This is a genomic window from Vibrio profundi (assembly GCF_043642225.1).
GTDB lineage: Bacteria > Pseudomonadota > Gammaproteobacteria > Enterobacterales > Vibrionaceae > Vibrio > Vibrio profundi_A.
The window spans coordinates 54757-73987 of the sequence record NZ_JBHZSF010000011.1 but is presented as its reverse complement, the minus strand read 5'-3'; the positions used below and the strand labels follow the sequence as shown (position 1 = coordinate 73987).

The window sequence follows — 19231 nt, the reverse complement described above, 5'->3', positions numbered from 1 at the left end:
TAGAAAAACACAATGGAACATTCCATTCTGTTTATGTAATTCGATGCGGAGTTTACTTTATTTTGTCTCTTGCTAACAACTGCGAAGTGACAACCAGTATTAAGGAAACCACTAACATGACTGTTGCTAGTGCGTTGACTTCAGGGGATATCCCCACTTTCACCATCGAATAAATTTTTAACGGTAGAATTTCGTATGTTGGCCCAGTTACAAAAGAACTGATGATCACATCATCTAAAGACAACGTAAAACTCAATAGCCAACCAGCAGCGACCGCAGGTTTCGCCAGTGGGAAGATGATCTGTTTTAGAATCGTCCACTCACTTGCTCCAAGGTCTTTGGCTGCTTCAAGCATTTTCACATCAAACCCATTTAACCGGCTATAAACCGTTACAACAACGAACGGTAAACAGAAGGTAATATGTGCGACCAGTAAGGTGAAGAAACCTAACTGAACACCCATCACTAAAAATAGCGCAAGCAAAGAGATCGCCATTACAATGTCGGGTGACATCATGACAATAAACAGCATCGTGTTGACTGCACCTTTTCCTTTAAATCGGTAACGGAATAAGGCTACAGCGGTCAAACTTCCAATCAGAGTCGCGGCTGTGGCGGAAAACACGGCAACATTCAATGAATGCCAAGCGGCTTGCATCAAGCTATCGTTATTGATTAACGCGTCATACCATTTTGTTGTAAAGCCCCCCCATTTCATACCAAATTTATTGGCATTAAATGAGTTAGCAATCAACACGATAATCGGAAGGTATAAAAAAGCATATACCAATGCCATAAAGCTGAACTTAACTGTACGACCCATTAGTCTAGCTCCACTTTCTTATTCAATAATTTGCCCGCACGGTAGTAGGCATAAAGCATAATCGCCATTGCCATTGTCAGTGCAATACTTGTCGCGGCACCAAACGGCCAATCTCTAGCATTGAGAACCTGACTCTTAATCACATTACCAATCAATAAGTTCTTCGCTCCGCCCAATAGATCAGCGATGTAGAACATACCAAGGGCAGGGAGCAGAACTAGCAAACACCCGCCAATAATGCCAGGCATCGTTAGTGGTAAAACAACTTTAAGTAAAGTCTGTAGCTTGTTTGCACCCAGGTCTTTAGCAGCTTCCAGGTAGGTGTCGTCTAATTTTTCTATCGCTGAGTAAAGAGGCAAAATCATAAACGGCAGCAAGATGTACACTAAACCAATCATTACGGCAGTTTCGCTGTACATAATGCGTAAAGGCTTATCGATGATATCTAACGCCAAAAGCCCTTTGTTCAGAACGCCTTGGGTGCCCAATACGATTTTTAGTCCATAGGTGCGTATTAGTGAGTTTGTCCAAAAAGGAACAATCACTAGAAACAGCATGAACGGACGCCATTTCTCCGGCATCTTTGCCACAATGTAAGCGAAGGGATAGCCAATCACTAAGCAAAGTAACGTCGCCACAATCGCCATATAGAATGAATGCCATAAGACTTTCACATACAGCGGGTCGGCTAAGCGCGTGTAATTATCGAGAGTAAATGTCATTTCGATAAGATTCGCTTCATCACGCGTTAAGAAACTTGTGCCAATGATCATTGCGTTCGGGATGAGTACAAATAGCACCAACCAACCAACAATGAGCGCAATAATGGCTTTTTGAAGATTAAATATTTTGCTCATCTTTCAATACCACTTCCCAACTCTCAACCCAAGTAATCGCGACTTTTTGCCCTAGTGAGTGATCAACATCCGGATCATCTTCATTAAAGAATTCGCTGACCATAACGCGCATACCAGACTCAAGTTCAACGACTGAGTCTAATGTCATGCCTTTATATGTACGTTCAATAACATGACCGACAATGCCGCGCTGTTCAGATTCTTTAATTTCCTCGATACGAAGATCTTCAGGGCGCAGTAGAACTTGAAGTTTGTCGCCAGAAGTAATCTCTTGGTCGTGATACACCACGCTATCAATGCCTTCGATCGTGGCTGAAATTCTCTTTTCGTCAAGACGAGTCATTGCCGTTGCTTCAAAGACATTAATTTCACCAATGAATCGAGCTACAAAAAGGTTTTTAGGCTCTTCATAGATCTCACGTGGTGTACCATCTTGTTCGATCACACCATCACGCATAACAATAATGCGGTCAGACATTGATAATGCTTCTTCTTGATCGTGTGTAACGAAGATAAACGTAATGCCCAGCTGACGTTGTAGCTGCTTGAGTTCAATTTGCATTTGTTTACGCAGCTTATAATCTAACGCAGACAGCGATTCATCTAAGAGCAATACTTTGGGCTTATTTACCACTGCGCGAGCAATTGCAATGCGCTGCTGTTGGCCACCGGAAAGCTGATGAGGTTTGCGTTGAGCCATTTGCTCCAACCGAACCATTTTCAACGCTTCCATAACGCGAGGTTCAATTTCGCTACTCGGAACCTTCTGCATTCGTAAACCAAACGCGACATTATCGAACACAGTCATATGAGGGAATAACGCATAACTTTGGAAGACAGTATTGACGTGCCTCTGTTCAGCAGGGGTTTGGGTCACATTTTGATTCGCTAATAGGATTTCACCTTTATCAGCGGTTTCAAAACCCGCAATCATTCTCAGAACCGTGGTTTTACCACAACCTGAAGGACCTAATATAGTGAGAAACTCACCATGATTAACGTTCAAATCTAGATTGCCGATGACTTCCTTACCATCGAAACTTTTACTAATACCAGTGAGTTGTACAACTGGTTTTCCTACCGATTGTTTAGCGTTCAATGTCTGTTTTTCTCCACCTTGGTCTTATACAACGACCTGTTGCTATACACTTTTGAGGCGCGCATCATAATCACCAAAAGTGTGAAATCAAAGCATTTTTTCTAGTTGAAAGATAAAAAATTTTACAGGTAAAAGTAAACATTTCTTACCATACTGTATTTAGGGAGTTTGCTTTGGCGTTAATTGGTTAATTATCAATCAAATAGACGATAAAGCAAGGCTTGTTACAGAAACCGATTTTAATTCACGCACGACATATGCGTATAATGAAGCCAATTTTTTATCAACAAGTTAGGTGGCTTCTACCTGATGGGAAGTGCACCTAGGAAGTAATATGAATAAAGACATTGAAAAAGATTTCAATTTAGGCGGAAGTATTGAACGAGCGCTTTCTGGTGATTACGAATTGAAAGCAACCGCGGTATTTCAAGAGGCTTGGAAGCATACAATTAGCCATTTCCTATCTTTTTCTCCCGCAATCATTGCGCTGCTTTTTGTTCAATTAGCGATTTTCTACATTGCGCTTCAACTTCAGCTTGGTGATCCCGGTATCATTTTAGATGCGTTGATCGATCCCGAGTTATTTGACCCACGAATTGTTGAGTCAATTTTTATCGCGAACTTTAGCTATGAAGTCGTCAGTGCTCCAATCTACGCTGGAATTAGCTTGATGGCGATGAGCCATGCCGCTGGCTTGAAAACAAAAGTGCGACATATCGGAAAAGGGTTACAATTTACTGTTCCAGTGATTATGGCGACAATGTTTAGTCTAATGATGCAAGGCCTATCTGGGATGATCCTGCCTTTCTTATCTATGTATTTTTCTCTCGCTTTCAGCCACTCAATTTTACTTATTTGTGAAAAGCGAGTGCCGCCAATGCAATCTCTATTGCTATCACTACGCGCAGTAAATAAGAAGATATTTGTGGTTGCGACGGTTTATCTTGCAGTCATGCTGATGTTCATTGTCGCGGCAATGATGTATGGCATTGGTCTAATTTTTGTTCTTCCATTCTTTTTCCATGTGAAGGGTATCCTTTATCGCGAAATGTTTGGTATTAAGTTGAAGATTGTCGCGTCTGAACGCTCTAATGATGATGACGACCACGACAAAGATTCTCAGGTGTTCAATGCCTAACTATAACTTTACTCAAATTGGGCTTAAGATCGTCGCGATTACAGCTTTCGGTGCTTTTTCAACAATTGGACCATACCTTTATGAATCCGAAGTGAGACGAGCAAAGAGCTATGGCATAGCAAAGCAAGATAATGTCGAAGAGCCCCCCCATACCGCTGTGAATGTACCGACCGGAACTCCGGACTTTGCTTCTATTTCTGATACTAAACAAAAGAAGCAGAGTTTCTTTGATTTTTTAAGGCCGAGTATAGAGCTTGAAAATGCAAGAATACTCAAAGAACGAAAGTTCCTTGTTAACCTTTCTGAGAATGCACAGCAAGGTTGGTCTGAGGAGCAGGTGCAATATGCTAAGCGTTTAGGAAAGCTATACAATTTACCACTGAGCAATGGTGAGATAACGCAAACGTGGCTTAATGAAATGTTATCTCGCGTGAACGTATTACCCGCTTCTTTGGTGTTAACTCAAGCGGCGAATGAATCGGCATGGGGAACTTCTAGATTCGCGACACAAGCGAATAATTACTTTGGGCACTGGTGTTATAGCAAAGGTTGTGGCTTGGTCCCATTACAACGCAATGAAGGCAGTTCTCACGAAGTTGCAAAGTTTAGCTCCAGCCAGGAATCGGTGCACCGTTACTTCATGAACGTGAATAGAAATAGGGCTTACGCAGAGCTACGCGTTATACGAGAAGAGCTTTTAGCATCCGGTGCCGATCTAACTACTCCGTCTGCTGCAACCGAGCTAACCAACGGGTTACTCAAATATTCAGAAAGAGGTGTAGATTATGTCACTGATCTTCAAGCAATGATCAGACATAATTCGTCTTTCTGGGTCCAATAATTTAAATAGAAATCTAATAATGAAAAAAACAACGCTAGCATTACTTACTATGCTTGGATTTACCTGTGCCTTGCCTGTCGCGGCTCAGGAATATATGTTCACCTATTCAAAGCTTTACACCCAATTAAAGAATAACGCGAAAGAAGGGCACGATGACGTGAAAGTCGGCGTGTTTTTTGTCAATGCCGATACTAAGCAGATCTGTACTATCGAAAAAGCATGGATGGAAAAAGAAGAACATTATGAAGAGTTCGTGATTCCAGACAACAATGAACTTCCTCTGCCAGTAGATAACAACCTTCGCTCGGCAAATCCACTAGTATTCGTCCAAACTCAAGCAGAAGGCCAATGTGACTACTCGCTGGTAGTAATGACGAAAAACAATCTAGAGGGTACGGTGACATACGAGCAAGTAGAAACCTTGCTACCACAAATGCAAGCAATGCTTGAAGATCTAAGCGGTATGTTTTCAAGCTGGTTTACCCCCGACATTACCGGTGTAACGCTAGAATTCGCTAATCAACTGAATGGTCAAATTGAATTATCAAATGGCAAAGTAGTACCGATTGAACAAGGCAAAGCGCAGCTAACATTGGCTGAAATTGGGCAAGGTGGCTCTATGGTTCTACCAAAGCCTACACAACGAGTTTTACCTTTTATTTCCCCTCAGTAGCAACCGGAATGAATAAATGGGCAGCGCGAGCTGCCCATTTTTATTTTGTCGACAGCTAAAGATCGAGGATTGTACTTTACATGCGTTTTATCAATGAGATTGCTTGTTTGGGTTTCAACCTAAATTAAAACACCGTATAATCCGCGCCCTATAACGAATCCCTCTAGGAAATCAACGGCCGAAAACACGGCAGTATGAGTAATCGCAATGAATCAAAAAGATACAAGAAAAGAAACTCTGGAATACAACAAACTACAAAAGCGCCTTAGAAGAAACGTAGGTAACGCAATCATCGATTACAACATGATCGAAGAGGGCGATGTGGTCATGGCATGTATCAGTGGTGGTAAAGACTCTTTTGCGATGCTTGATATACTGTTAAAGCTTAAGCAAGCGGCTCCAATTAAGTTTGATGTTGTTGCTGTAAATTTAGATCAAAAACAGCCAGGGTTCCCAGAGCATATTCTTCCTGATTACTTTGAAACGCTTGATATCCCATACTACATTGTCGATAAAGACACGTACTCTGTTGTAAAAGAGAAAGTACCAGAAGGTAAAACAACCTGTGGGTTATGTTCGCGTTTACGCCGCGGAACGCTGTATTCGTTTGCAGAAAAGATTGGTGCGACCAAAATTGCTTTAGGCCATCACCTAGATGACATCGTAGAGACTATGTTCTTAAATATGTTCCATGGTGCGCGTCTTAAAGCGATGCCGCCTAAACTGCGCTCTGACGATGGACGTAACGTGGTGATTCGTCCATTAACTTACTGCCGTGAAGAAGACTTAATCAAGTACGCAGAACATCATCAGTTCCCAATTATTCCTTGTAACCTATGCGGATCTCAAGAGAACCTTCAACGCCAATCAATCAAAGCTATGCTAATTGATTGGGATAAGAAGACACCGGGTCGTGTAGAAAAGATCTTCAAGTCAATCCAAAATGTAAGCCCAAGTCAGCTTGCCGACAGAGAGCTTTTTGACTTTGTAAACTTACCGATAGACCGAGAAGGGAATCGTGAAGAATATGAATTCACTGAAGCTACGGTATCATCAACCAATATTGATGAATCGATGTTTATTGATGTAACCAATATTTAATAATTTAGAAAAGAAAAAACCAAGCATTTAGCTTGGTTTTTTTATAATTAAAATCGAGTTGTTACGCCACGTGATTCGGATCTAACGGGCTGACGTAGCCTTTCGGTTTAAGTGCTAACACATCACAATTGATTTTATCGATAACGTGTTCTGCAGTGTTACCTATAAACACCGCTGACAAGCCAGTCCTGCCCGTTGTACCAAGTATTACCATAGCGGCATTGTGTGCTTGTACGGCTTCTGGAATCACATCTTCTGGCAAACCTTGTTCAACGATTGTTTGCTCTTCATCCATACCGTGCTTTTGCCTTAAGGCTTTCATGGACGTTAAATGATGTCCACGAACAGCGTCAGTGTATGATGTTGGATCAAACTCAGGTAACTCAATGGTAATATTTGCTGGAGTAACTGGGTAAGCATTAACAATAAATGGCTTAGCATCGAGCCTTCCAGAGATTTCCAACAACCTCTCAACCATCGCATCGTTCAAATCAACATGTGTTTCGTTTTCAGAGCCTACATGAACTGAAGCTAAGATATTTGCTTGCTCCGGCCAAAATGCATTTTTAACAAGTAATACAGGGCAAGGACACTTACGCAACAAGTGCCAATCGGTAGGAGTAAAAATAACTGACTCTAGAGTGTCGTGTTTACGAGTTCCTTTGATGAGAACATCGTGACTATTGCCAAATACTTCAGCAATGATGGCTTCATAAGGGCGATTATGCCAAACCACTTTTACTTCAAACTCGAAATCAACATTATCCAAGTACGGTTCAGCTACTTTTTTCATCCATTGTTCACGTTGACCAATGACACCTCGGCGCATCGCATCTCTTTCATCAACAGAGAGCATTGATGTCATTTCATAAGAGAAGTCATATATAGAAAGAAAGAAGGTAATGCGGCTCTTAGAAACGCTTTTTCTAGCGAGCTGTATTGCTCGGGCAAGGGCGGGTTGCTCATCATCATTAATATCGGCAACAACAAGAATTTTACTATAAATACTCATAACAAAGCCTACTATAGGAACTGAACCATATAGTTAATGTAGCTTAGTTGATTAGAGAAGAAGAGAAATATGGGAAGATTTAGAACAGAAACTTGATGTAGCTCATTATAGAGCTACATCATTGATAAATAAGTTATTCTTTTGAAACACCAGCCAGCTCCATTAGAGCATCGTGGTCTTCGATAGTAATGTATTTACCTTTAACACTTAAAATATCTGCTTTTTGGAAGCGACCAAGAAGACGACTGATCGTTTCAACGGTTAAGCCTAAGTAGTTACCAATGTCACCACGAGTCATCGTTAGACGGAACTCTCGAGGGCTAAAGCCACGTTGAGAGAAGCGTGTTGACAAGTTGTATAGAAATGCAGCTAAACGCTCTTCAGCATTCTTTTTAGATAGCAACAGAATCATTTCTTGATCGCCTTTGATTTCATTACTCATCAAACGCATGATTTGTTGGCGAAGCTTAGGCATTTTGCCTGACAGGTCATCTAAAATTTCGTACGGAATTTCGCATACCATTGACGTTTCTAGCGCTTGCGCGAAACTAGGGTGCATATCTTCAGTAATGGCATCAAAACCGACTAAATCACCTGCTAGGTGGAATGCAGTAATCTGCTCGTCACCTTGCTCTGTAATAGTGTAGCTTTTGATAGTGCCAGAGCGGATCGCATATAGAGATTTAAGTTCATCTCCAGCTTTAAATAGCTCTTGGCCTTTTTGGATAGGCTTCTTACGCTCAATGATTTGATCTAGTTGATCTAGTTCGGTTTCGCTAAGAGTAAAAGGGATACACAGTTGGCTGATGCTACAATCCTGACAATGGATGGCACAACCACCTGATTGAACTCGTTTCGTCACAGGCTTTTCAGAAATCATAATAATCTTTCACTATTTGATATACGTCAATATTTTAGCATCCCTTAATACTAATGGATAGTAAAAAAACGCCATTTAAAGGAGAGCTATGCTGTATAATAAAGAAGCATCAACGCATCGTATCCAGTGTATAAGCCATAAGTTAGGATCAAAAATGCACCAACTTGTCTAAAGACATTAGATTGTTGAAACCTTTTTAGCACAGTTGCTCCGTAGCCTATAGCAAGCATTGCAGGTAAGGTCCCTAAGCCAAACGAGAGCATAATTAGCCCGCCATCAAGCCAACTTCCAGATACTGCAGACCATGTAAGAGTGGAATAGACTAAGCCACAAGGAAGCCAGCCCCAGATAAAACCAAATGGGAGTGCGTGGAGTGGGTTTTTAAGAGGAAGTAGTGATTGACCTACAGGGGAAATGTGTTTCCAAATGTTTTGGCCAAGCTTTTCGATAACAAGCAGTCCGTGCCACCATTTACCAATGTAAAGGGCGAGTAGAATCATAAATATCGCCGCTAATAGCCGAAGCCAGATGAGCACGCTATTGAGCTCACTGAACTGAGCAAGTGAAGAAACAGTCCCACCAATGATTGCACCGATTAAAGTGTAACTTGCTAAACGGCCAAAGTTATAAAAAATGGGGATCGCGAGTTTATTCGCTGTTCCAGTATTGCCAATCGACAGCACTGAAGCGATTCCACCACACATCCCCATACAATGTCCTGCACCAATCAACCCAACGAAAAATGCACCAAGCCAGTCCGCCGTCATTTCTTAACGGCAGCCTTTTGTTTTTCGTCTTCTTCATCGAACAAGATATTGTGACCTTGACGCTCTAAATCTTCGAATTGTTCGCTTTTCACTGCCCAAAGAAAGATTCCGACAGCAACACATACTAGGATGATCGCGATAGGGATTAATATGTATAAGCTTTCCATTACTTACCTTGTTCTTTAAGCAATCTTAAAGAGTTGGAAACTACAATAATTGAACTTGCGGACATCCCTACAACAGCAATGTAAGGAGCAACAAGACCGGCGACAGCCAATGGCAATATCAGAATATTGTATCCTAATGACCAAGCAAGGTTTTCACGAATAATCTTACGAGTTTTTAACGCAAGCGCACGTGATTCGAGCAATTTATCCAGTTTGTCACCTAACAAAATCATGTCAGCAGAAGCTTTTGCCACGTCTGTACCACCGCCCATCGCTACTGAAAGGTGTGCACCAGCTAGTGTTGGGGCATCATTAATTCCGTCACCGACCATCATTGTGATCTCCTTGCTATCGGTATTATTCAAATAGCTCAGTTTATCTTCTGGATTGGCACTTGCAACAACGTCGTTGATACCAATTTTATCGGCGACAGGCCTCGCATTCGCTAACGAGTCACCGGTTAAAAGCGTCGTTTTAATCCCGGCGTCTTTAAACTTTTTAACGAGCTCAGCACTCTCCTTTCGAATTGGGTCTTCGTAAATGAAAGTTGCAATATGCATCCCATCTAAAGAGAGATAAATACCATTACTGACTGCTAAAGAATCGGAGCCGAGAATAAATGAAGCACTACCAATAGCGACGGTCTTTTCATTCCATTTAGCTTGAATCCCAGAACCAATAATATTATTCACGGATTCGAGTTGGACACTAGAATCAAAATATTGATTGAATGCTTTAGCGATAGGGTGATTAGCGTGTTGTTCTAGGCTAGCTGCAAGTTTAAAGCAGGTGCTTTCGTCTAAATCTGACTTAAGTAAAATATCTGCAATCTTGATATTACCTTCAGTCAGCGTTCCAGTTTTATCGATGATCAGATGATTCACTTTACACAGAGTTTCAAACACATGCCCCTTACGTAACAAGATTCCAAACTTGCCCATTCTAGAAGTCGAACAAGTGATAGCTGTTGGGGTTGCAAGTGAAAGCGCGCAAGGGCAGGTAGCAACAAGGACGGAAAGCATAATCCAAAATGCATCTTCTGGGCGCGTATCATGCCAGTAATACCAAGTAGCGAATGCTATGATCAGGATAATTGCGACAAAGTAGCGTGCGACTATATCTGCGATTTCAGCAATACGGGGCTTCGATAATTGAGCTTCATCTTGCAGCCTAACGATATTAGAAATCATTGAGTCTGCTTTCGAAGACACTACTTCTAACTCGAAGGATTCATCACCGTTTAATGTCCCTGCAAATACACTGTCGCCTACTTGTTTTACAACATGGATTGATTCACCCGTTAACATTGATTCATCGATATGAATACGACCAGAGAGGACTTTACCATCTGCAGGAATATGTTCACCGGGTAATACACGTATCTTGTCACCAACTTTTAGCGTCTTTACAGGTATTTGCTCACCATCCAACGTAGTCGCCATAACTGGGATAAGTTTCAACAGGTTTCCGCTCGCAGCAGCGGCTTTTCGACGCGCTCGCATTTCCAAAAAGCGGCCGAGCAGTAGGAAGAAGGTGAACATAGAAATGGATTCAAAGAACACTTCACCTTTATCGGTCACTGTCGCGACTAAACTCGCAAAATAAGCAAACAAGAGCGCGATAGAAACGGGAACATCCATTCCTAAAGTTCGACCTTTAAGGCTTCGCCAGGCGTTGATATAAAAAGGTAGAGCAGAATAAAGTAGAACTGGCGTTGCAAAAATCAAGCTGACCCAACGGAAGTAGTTTCTAAACTCGGGTTCTAAGCTACCAAACACTTCCAGGTACAAGGCTACCGCAAGCATCATAACTTGCATTGTTGCTAGACCAGCAACCCCCAAACGATACAGATATTGCTTCATCGAACGATGATAAGACGCTTCTTGCTTATCTGCTTCAAACGGGGCGGCTTTATAGCCAAGCTCATGAATTGATGAGAGCAAGCTGCTGAGCTTCGCTTGAGACGCATCCCAAGAAAGCAATGCACGGTTGGTAGTGGTGTTAACACGAATTGAAACCACTCCGGGCTGTGCTGAAACCTTTTTCTCAATAAGCCACGCACATGCAGCACACGAAACTCCCTCTAGAGACAAAGAGACTTGAGAAGCGTTCTCAACGTGATGTACAAATTCTTGCTGAACATCTGCATTATCGTAGTGCGCGAGAGAAAGCAGTTGCTCTGGGACCAGATCAGCTTTTTCGGCAGGGGCAGTTCGGTACTGGTAGTAAGAGCTTAAACCACTATCGATAATGGTTTGAGAAACACTCTCACACCCAGGACAGCACATTTGGCGTATCTGCCCCAGAATTTCGACTTTATAATCCGTGTTGACTGGTACATCTTCACCACAGTGATAACAGGAATTACACATAATTAGTTCATTAAATCAATTGTTGTTTCGGTAGGGAAAGTCACACGACCCTGAATTAGCCATTCTTCATTGTGAGGTGTTAATTCGATAAACCAAGGGCCTTGGATTTCTTGCGAAGGCGTAACTCGATACACACCTTTAGCATCAGCAGTTAATAGCTCAGTAAAGTCACGGTCAGGTAGAGTGCGGTGAACGAACATAGCTTTGATTGCAGGGTAGTGAGTTAAGTCGCCTTTATCTAATTGAATAGAGATTGATTTAGCATCCGAGTCAACCTGAGCACTTAGGCCAAGTTCTTTTGCTACATTGACTTTCGAAATATCAATGTTTATTCCTTTTCCTTTTTTATAGTAATCCTCAGTCACAAGGTGAACAGAGTTTTGCGTAAACACTGTTACCGTTATTACAGTCCAAACAACAACAGTAAGTGGGAGCGCGATTAGGAACCACGGCCAGAATTGTTTATACCAAGGCTTTACCATAAAAAAGATCTCAACAGCTAGAATAAGAAAGTTTATAAACTATAGGAAAGACAGCCCCTTAGAAAGGGGCTGTTATTGAAATGTTACTTATTATCTGAGTTGCTTAATCCCCAAACGTATGCTGAAACAAGCTGAACTTTGTCTTCACCTAGAATATCTTTCCAAGCTGGCATTACGCCTGAGCGACCATTCATTACTGTTTCTGTTACGTCAGCGCGAGAATCGCCGAACAACCAATCGCGGTCAGTTAGATCAGGCGCACCCACTGCAGGGTTGCCTTTACCATCTGTACCGTGACACGCTGCACAAACAACAAAGCGAGCTTTACCAGCTTCTGCTTCACGAGCATTCACAGAACGACCCGATAGGCTCAAGGTGTAACTTACAACTTCTTTCACACCTTGATCGCCTAGCGCATCTTTCCACGCCGGCATCTGACCGATACGACCATGCATTACAGTCGTTACGATAGCTTGAGGCTCACCGCCATATAACCAAGCGTCATCAGTTAGGTTAGGGAAACCTTTCTGACCACGTGCATCCGAACCATGACACTGAGAACAGTTTTGTAGGAACAGACGTTGGCCAACTTTGTTAGCTTCAGGATCAGCAGCAATTTCAGGAATAGAGCGTAAGCCATTTTCGTTGTATGCAAGCTGTTTGAACGCTTCGCCGAAATACGTGTCAGCGTCATCAAGTTCTTTTGCGTATTGATCAAGTTGCTTTTTTGATTGAGAAGCCGCAACTGACGCGCGAGACTCTTCAACTGTACGCACAGTTTGATCAGAACTTGTCCAGCCTAAAACACCCTTAAAGTTACCCAAGCCAGGGTAAAGAATGAAGTAGACCACTGCAAACACAAGTGTGCTAATAAATAGGTAAGTCCACCACTTAGGTAATGGGTTGTTTAATTCACGAATGCCATCGTATTCGTGTCCCATGTCTTGACCAGGCTCAACGCCTGTTTCATCTTTAGAACACCAACGAAGCAACAGTGCACAACCTACTAGCGTACCAATAGTGATTACTGTAATCCAAATACTCCAGAATGTACTCATTACTTCGTCACTCCTTGATTGTTAGTTTTTGGCTGAGCTTCATCAGCAAATACCAAGTTCGCATCTTCATCGAAACGCGATTTACGGTTTTTGCCAAAAGCCCACCAAACGATGCCAATGAAACAAGCGAAGACGGTAACAGTCCAAATACTTTGAAAAGTAATAATATCCATAATTACGCCTTATTTCATTGCATGACCAAGAGACTGAAGATAAGCGATGATTGCATCCATCTCTGTTTTACCTTCAACTTCTTGCTTCGCATTAGCAATTTGCTCATCAGTGTATGGAACACCAAACTGATTGCGGAAAATTTCAAGTTTCTGCTGAGTCAATTTGCCATCTAGTACATTATCTTCAAGCCATGGGAAACCAGGCATGTTTGATTCAGGTACTAGTTCGCGAGGGTCAATCAAGTGAACACGATGCCATTCATCTGAGTAACGATCACCAACACGAGCTAGATCTGGACCAGTACGTTTAGAACCCCATAAGAATGGGTGTTCCCACACACTTTCACCAGCAACAGAGTAGTGGCCGTAACGTTCTGTTTCAGAACGGAATGGGCGAATCATTTGGCTGTGACATACGTTACAACCTTCACGGATGTAGATATCACGACCTTCCATTTCAAGCGCTGAGTAAGTTCGTAGGTTTTCTACTGGCTCAGTGGTTTGCTTTTGGAAAATCAGCGGTGTGATTTCTACAAGTGCGCCAAAACTGATTGCAATAACAATCAAGATTGCTAACAAGCCAACATTTTTTTCGACTAATTCATGGCGATTGTTTGAATTTGAGCTCATTCTTTAATCTCCTTATGCCGGCTGTTGGATAGCTTTTAGGCTACCTTTAGATGCAGTAACTGTTTTGTACGTGTTGTATGCCATTAAGAACATACCTGTTAGGAAGATGAAACCACCTAAGAAACGAACAAAATAGAACGGGTAAGACGCTTGTACAGACTCTACGAAGCTGTAAGTCAATGTGCCGTCAGAGTTAACTGCGCGCCACATTAGGCCTTGCATTACACCTGAAATCCACATTGCTACAATGTAGAAAACCGTACCGATCGTTGCTAACCAGAAGTGAACATTGATCAAAGATACAGAGTACATACGTTCTTGGCCAAATAGACGAGGAACTAGGTGGTATACAGAACCGATTGAAACCATTGCTACCCAACCTAACGCACCAGAGTGAACGTGACCGATAGTCCAGTCCGTGTAGTGAGATAGTGCATTAACCGTTTTGATTGCCATCATTGGGCCTTCGAATGTCGACATGCCGTAGAATGATAGAGAAACGATTAGGAAACGTAGGATAGGGTCATAGCGAAGTTTGTGCCATGCACCAGATAGCGTCATGATACCGTTAATCATGCCACCCCAAGAAGGAGCGAACAGAACTAAAGACATCACCATACCTAGTGACTGAGTCCAGTCTGGAAGTGCAGTGTAGTGTAGGTGGTGAGGACCAGCCCAAATGTACAGTGACACTAATGCCCAGAAGTGAACAATAGATAGACGGTAAGAGTAAACTGGACGCTCTGCTTGCTTAGGCACGAAGTAGTACATCATACCAAGGAAACCAGCTGTTAATAGGAAACCTACCGCATTATGGCCATACCACCATTGAACCATTGCATCTACAGCACCTGAGTAAATCGAATACGACTTAGTCAGAGATACTGGGATCGCAAGGCTGTTTACAATGTGTAACACCGCAACAGTGATGATGAAGGCTCCGAAGAACCAGTTTGCTACATATATATGTGAGGTCTTACGCTTAATCATTGTTCCGAAGAACACGACGGCATAAGCTACCCACACTAATGTAATAGCAATATCGATTGGCCATTCTAATTCTGCGTACTCTTTACCTGAGGTAATCCCCAGAGGAAGAGTGATTGCAGCGGAAAGAATAATCGCTTGCCAACCCCAAAAGGTGAAGGCGACAAGAGGGCCACCAAATAAACGCGTCTGACAAGTTCTCTGCACAACATAATATGATGTTGCAAACAGGGCACTCGTACCGAACGCAAAAATAACCGCATTAGTATGCAGGGGACGTAAACGACTGTACGTCAACCACGGCGTATCAAAGTTTAGCTGTGGCCAAACTAATTGAGCGGCAATCAAAACACCAACAGCCATGCCAACAATACCCCAGAGAATAGTCACTAAGGTAAACTGGCGAACGACTGTATAGTTGTAGTTTTGTTCAAGCTGCTTTTCTTGGCTCATTTGCATGCTTCCAATTTCTAATTAACTACACTTTACTTCCAACACGACAAACGTCGTAATGCCACCCAAATCTGCAAAAGAAAGTGAGTTTATTCATAACTTTATTTCTACTTGCTGATTTTGAAAAAAAGTGGCATTTTCAACGCGACACTATACTTGAATTAACAAATCAATGACAGAGTAGTAACCTTACGCTTGGTCGGGATTTGAAAATTTATTTAAAAACTTTGAAGTTTGTTACAAGGAGTAAGGCATAAAATGGCTGCACAGAAGTTAACAAAGGGCAGGCTTGTTCAAATTGTGCTCATGATGGTTGTTTTAATAGCAGCATTCACTTGGAGAACAGTGATATACGAAGAGGGTTATTCTGCTAGCTGCAAGCTAATTGATAGTTGTGAAATTAAAATAGATTCACACAATATTCTTCTTTCAAAGCATAAAGGCGGCTTTTTGATTGAAACATCTGAAAGCGCGACTTTTGATATCTCAGTAGAGAATGTCTCCAGTGTTTCATCATTAAATGAAAAGTCGTGGTTAGTTAAAACAAATGAAGTTGATCCAGTAATAACTGTTACAGATTCGCAACAACAAAAGCCATTTACTATATTGGTCACAATTCCTGGCTATAAGACCGACTAATGTACCAAATCAATACTGAAGCATGCATTAACTGTTATAAGTTATCACACCTCTTAATACTGTCACGAACCAATGAAATTTATATCTTTAACTTCTAGAGCAGCGGATGAGTGGGATGTAGTTAATGATCTCTCACTGAAGATAGCCACTGACAATTTGGCTTGTCTGGTATGCTACTGCACGGAAGAATATGATGCTTCTAGGCTCCGTGAATTCTTGATTCTTCGTTTTCCTTCCTTGCCCATCCATGGCTGTTCAACCTGCAAAGGTGTAATGACAGAAAAAGGCTTCGAAGAAGGGCCAGTTGTTGGAATGTTAGCGGTATATGACAGCGGTATTAACGCATATGGAACGGGACTATGTGAATTCTCTGGCAACATCAGTGACAGTGTAACCAAGGCAATTGATATCGCTTTAGATAAAGCAGACCGATGTGGAGAAGTTCCTGAGCTTATTTTACTTCACTCAACGCCAGGGCATGAAGAAGCAGTTTTAGGCGCAATTGATCAAAAATTTGGCACCTTGGTTCCTATCATTGGCGGAAGCGCGGCGGATAATAAAGTTGCTAAACAGTGGAGCGTCTTCACCGAACAAGCATATTCTACCAACGCAGTTTCACTGACTGTCTTCTTTGCCTCTCAATCTATTTACACCTCTCTTAGTGCTGGGCATGCCCCAACTGCGCACTCAGGCATAGCAACTAAAGTCAATGGTCGAGTTTTATTAGAAATAGATGGGCAACCTGCGACTAAGGTTTACCACAACTGGACCCAAGAGCACGTAAAGGAAGAAGACAATTACCTATTTGAACGTGCCACAATCTATCCATTAGGTAGGTATGTAGGCTCCGATCTAACGAGACCTTACTTCAAGTTATCACACCCAATCCGAGAGACAGCTGAGCACGGCATCGAGGTTTTTACAGATATAAAAGAAGGCGACAAAGTCTATTTGATGTCTGGCTGTAAAGAGCAATTAGTTAGTAGAGCCGCTGACATCATTCGTGCCTCATATTATGAAGGTGTAGAGTTAGAAGAAAAGCTTGGTGGTATTAATATATTCTGCGCAGGTCCAATGATTTACTTAAAACAAGATATGCAGCAAGTATGTGACAGAATCAATCAAGCCTTAGACGGTCAGCCATTTATTTGCCCATTTACGTTCGGCGAACAGGGCCGATTGTGTGGGGGCGAAAGTGCACACGGGAACCTGATGGTATCATCAGCAACGTTTTATAGGTTAAAAGTGTAAATGGATACTCAAGAAACCGAAAAGTTGAACGAGACTCTGATCGAGCTGCAAAGAATGAAGGCTAGGGAAGCTAGGCTATCGGAAGAAAACCGAGCGATATTGGCTGCCATTTCTGCAATCAGTCGAGCGACCAATCGGCATGAAATATTCGAAAGCTTGAATAGTGTTCTTAACAAATATATCGAGTTTGATGACTTTATCGTGATTGCGAAGAAGTCCAACCAAAAGACATTTAAGACGTTGCTATCGACCAACCGTATATTTAGCGACCTAGACTGGCCACATGACAGCAAATTCGCTCGATCAATTAACGGTGAGTGCACAATATTATTTGAGCCATATAAACTGAAAGAGTTTAGTGAACTCAACTCAGTAGTGTTAGATCAAATCGGCACAGTATTGCTTACCGGAATTGAGACTGAGCTTACTCATTCCGTCATTATTTTGATTGGTTCACACGCAAAAAACTTTAGCGTAAATACAAAGCACACTCTCAAACGATTTCGTCCTTTGATTGAAAGGGCAGTAATAGACATTGAAAGTAAAGAGAGTCTTGAACAAACAGTTCGTTTGCGAACTGAGGAGTTGTTTCAGGCACAACTAGAAGCAGAGAAAGCAAACCGAGCGAAATCGGAATTTCTTGCAATGATGAGCCACGAAATAAGAACGCCACTCAACTCTGTTATCGGCTTATTCGATGTACTACAACGAACTCGGTTATCTGAGGAGCAACTAGACATTATTTCTAAGATGGAATTTTCGTCTGAGCTTCTTTCTACCATCATCAGTGACATCTTAGATTTGTCCAAGATTGAATCCGGAAAATTTTCCCTTGATTTACAATGGATTGATTTAAATGACACTGTAACATTTGTAATCGAGGAGCAGCAGCGACTCGCTAAAGATAAAGGGTTGTTTCTCAATATTGTAAACGAAATTGACCCTGAACTAAGCTACTACCTAGATCAAACTAGGGTGGCACAAATACTTTTCAATTTGATTGGTAATGCAATTAAGTTCACTCAGGTTGGTGGAATTACCGTAGAGATAAATGCTTGTTCGAAAGAATTGCGTTTAAAGGTGTCAGATTCAGGTATTGGAATTAGTGCAGAAAAACTATCACTGTTATTTAAACCGTTTAAGCAGGCTGATAGTTCAATAACAAGACGTTTTGGTGGCACTGGCCTAGGTTTAACTATTACAAAGCACTTAGTTCAATTAATGAATGGAGCCATTTCTGTTAGTAGTGAACCAAATGTTGGTACAGAGTTTTTTATCTCGATTCCAGTATTAACGAACTTTTTAGATAAACCAAAGCTAAGTCAGAAGGAAAGCTTACAACCGATAAAGACGCATAAAACTCTTTCAATACTTGTTGTAGAAGATAATCCAACAAATCAGATGGTGATACGACTGATTCTAACTCGTATGGGTCATAACGTTGAAATCGTGAGTAACGGTTCAGAGGCCGTAATGTTTATGAAAGAGAACCACCAATATATAGATTTAGTATTCATGGATGTATCGATGCCGGTGATGGATGGTTTAACGACAACGCGTTACATCAGAAGAGATAGTATAGAGACACCAATAATCGCTTTAACTGCACATACATCTACAGGTGATCAAGAAGAGTGTTTAGAAGCTGGAATGAATGCATTTGTTGGCAAACCAGTAAGAACAGCTGAAATTGAAAGAGCCATCAAGTTTGTTGGGTTGAGTTAACCTAATAATCTTAAGCTTAATCGAAGATTAGGATAGTGATTATTAGGTATTTTATGGTAAATAGATTTATGTTCAATAATGTCAGGCTGATATTCAAGTTAGG

At 41.7% G+C, this 19231-nt stretch carries 20 protein-coding genes; 7 read left to right on the top strand and 13 right to left on the bottom strand.

From position 1 onward, the window contains the following. Nucleotides 1-52: 52 nt before the first annotated feature. From potC to potA, 3 genes are read right to left on the bottom strand one after another with little or no spacing between them, the layout of a single operon-like run. A complete protein-coding gene (gene potC / locus ACHUFI_RS16130; RefSeq protein ID WP_394250936.1) occupies nucleotides 53-823 on the bottom strand; it encodes a spermidine/putrescine ABC transporter permease PotC in 771 nt (256 codons plus the stop codon). After that, on the bottom strand, nucleotides 823-1680 hold the full coding sequence (gene potB, locus ACHUFI_RS16125) for a spermidine/putrescine ABC transporter permease PotB (protein ID WP_394250934.1): 858 nt from the start codon (nucleotides 1678-1680) through the stop codon (nucleotides 823-825). The genes potC and potB overlap by 1 nt, the downstream gene beginning before the upstream one ends. Then, nucleotides 1664-2779 carry a spermidine/putrescine ABC transporter ATP-binding protein PotA gene (gene potA, locus ACHUFI_RS16120; protein ID WP_394250932.1) on the bottom strand — a complete coding sequence of 372 codons (1116 nt, stop codon included), beginning with the start codon at nucleotides 2777-2779 and terminating at the stop codon, nucleotides 1664-1666. The genes potB and potA overlap by 17 nt, the downstream gene beginning before the upstream one ends. A gap of 334 nt (nucleotides 2780-3113) precedes the next feature. Here potA and ACHUFI_RS16115 point away from each other — a divergent pair, with 334 nt between their 5' ends. From ACHUFI_RS16115 to ttcA, 4 genes are all read left to right on the top strand, one after another. Further along, complete coding sequence (locus tag ACHUFI_RS16115) at nucleotides 3114-3917, top strand: DUF2189 domain-containing protein (protein WP_394250930.1); 804 nt, start codon at nucleotides 3114-3116, stop codon at nucleotides 3915-3917. Next, nucleotides 3910-4758 (top strand): glucosaminidase domain-containing protein, encoded by an 849-nt coding sequence (locus tag ACHUFI_RS16110; RefSeq protein WP_394250928.1) that lies wholly within the window; start codon nucleotides 3910-3912, stop codon nucleotides 4756-4758. Before ACHUFI_RS16115 ends, ACHUFI_RS16110 begins: the two co-directional genes overlap by 8 nt. Before the next feature lie 19 nt (nucleotides 4759-4777). Then, nucleotides 4778-5431, top strand: coding sequence for a DUF2987 domain-containing protein (locus ACHUFI_RS16105; RefSeq protein WP_394250926.1), 654 nt, complete (start codon nucleotides 4778-4780; stop codon nucleotides 5429-5431). 207 nt (nucleotides 5432-5638) lie between these two features. Beyond that, entirely contained in the window at nucleotides 5639-6532 is an 894-nt protein-coding gene (gene ttcA / locus ACHUFI_RS16100) for a tRNA 2-thiocytidine(32) synthetase TtcA (protein ID WP_394250924.1), read from the top strand. 61 nt (nucleotides 6533-6593) lie between these two features. On the opposite strand, the gene uspE is transcribed toward ttcA, so the two are convergent. The 10 genes from uspE to ccoN all read right to left on the bottom strand — a co-directional run bounded on the left by uspE (nucleotide 6594) and on the right by ccoN (nucleotide 15513). Then, on the bottom strand, nucleotides 6594-7544 hold the full coding sequence (uspE, locus tag ACHUFI_RS16095) for a universal stress protein UspE (protein ID WP_394250922.1): 951 nt from the start codon (nucleotides 7542-7544) through the stop codon (nucleotides 6594-6596). A 133-nt stretch (nucleotides 7545-7677) separates the two neighbouring features. After that, the gene (locus tag ACHUFI_RS16090; protein ID WP_394250920.1) at nucleotides 7678-8424 is read right to left on the bottom strand and encodes an FNR family transcription factor; all 747 of its coding nucleotides are present in this window, start codon (nucleotides 8422-8424) and stop codon (nucleotides 7678-7680) included. 86 nt (nucleotides 8425-8510) lie between these two features. Beyond that, on the bottom strand, nucleotides 8511-9191 hold the full coding sequence (locus tag ACHUFI_RS16085) for a sulfite exporter TauE/SafE family protein (protein WP_394250918.1): 681 nt from the start codon (nucleotides 9189-9191) through the stop codon (nucleotides 8511-8513). Next, entirely contained in the window at nucleotides 9188-9358 is a 171-nt protein-coding gene (gene ccoS / locus ACHUFI_RS16080) for a cbb3-type cytochrome oxidase assembly protein CcoS (RefSeq protein WP_394250916.1), read from the bottom strand. The genes ACHUFI_RS16085 and ccoS overlap by 4 nt, the downstream gene beginning before the upstream one ends. After that, on the bottom strand, nucleotides 9358-11730 hold the full coding sequence (locus ACHUFI_RS16075; RefSeq protein ID WP_394250914.1) for a heavy metal translocating P-type ATPase: 2373 nt from the start codon (nucleotides 11728-11730) through the stop codon (nucleotides 9358-9360). Before ACHUFI_RS16075 ends, ccoS begins: the two co-directional genes overlap by 1 nt. A gap of 2 nt (nucleotides 11731-11732) precedes the next feature. Next, the gene (locus tag ACHUFI_RS16070; protein WP_394250912.1) at nucleotides 11733-12212 is read right to left on the bottom strand and encodes a FixH family protein; all 480 of its coding nucleotides are present in this window, start codon (nucleotides 12210-12212) and stop codon (nucleotides 11733-11735) included. Nucleotides 12213-12295: 83 nt separating this feature from the next. Then, the gene (gene ccoP, locus ACHUFI_RS16065; protein WP_394250910.1) at nucleotides 12296-13270 is read right to left on the bottom strand and encodes a cytochrome-c oxidase, cbb3-type subunit III; all 975 of its coding nucleotides are present in this window, start codon (nucleotides 13268-13270) and stop codon (nucleotides 12296-12298) included. Further along, nucleotides 13270-13443, bottom strand: a complete 174-nt coding sequence (locus ACHUFI_RS16060; protein ID WP_394250908.1) for a cbb3-type cytochrome oxidase subunit 3 — start codon at nucleotides 13441-13443, stop codon at nucleotides 13270-13272. Before ACHUFI_RS16060 ends, ccoP begins: the two co-directional genes overlap by 1 nt. 9 nt (nucleotides 13444-13452) lie before the next feature. Beyond that, nucleotides 13453-14073 (bottom strand): cytochrome-c oxidase, cbb3-type subunit II, encoded by a 621-nt coding sequence (gene ccoO, locus ACHUFI_RS16055; protein ID WP_394250906.1) that lies wholly within the window; start codon nucleotides 14071-14073, stop codon nucleotides 13453-13455. 12 nt (nucleotides 14074-14085) lie between these two features. After that, a complete protein-coding gene (gene ccoN, locus ACHUFI_RS16050) occupies nucleotides 14086-15513 on the bottom strand; it encodes a cytochrome-c oxidase, cbb3-type subunit I (RefSeq protein WP_394250904.1) in 1428 nt (475 codons plus the stop codon). Between the two features lie 258 nt (nucleotides 15514-15771). Between ccoN and ACHUFI_RS16045 the strand changes: the two genes are divergently transcribed. From ACHUFI_RS16045 to ACHUFI_RS16035, 3 genes are all read left to right on the top strand, one after another. Further along, nucleotides 15772-16152, top strand: coding sequence for a hypothetical protein (locus tag ACHUFI_RS16045; protein WP_394250902.1), 381 nt, complete (start codon nucleotides 15772-15774; stop codon nucleotides 16150-16152). 72 nt (nucleotides 16153-16224) lie between these two features. Then, nucleotides 16225-17403, top strand: a complete 1179-nt coding sequence (locus tag ACHUFI_RS16040; protein ID WP_394250900.1) for an FIST signal transduction protein — start codon at nucleotides 16225-16227, stop codon at nucleotides 17401-17403. Next, nucleotides 17404-19128: a response regulator gene (locus ACHUFI_RS16035; RefSeq protein WP_394250898.1), complete on the top strand. Its 1725-nt coding sequence runs from the start codon at nucleotides 17404-17406 to the stop codon at nucleotides 19126-19128. Nucleotides 19129-19231: the final 103 nt, after the last annotated feature.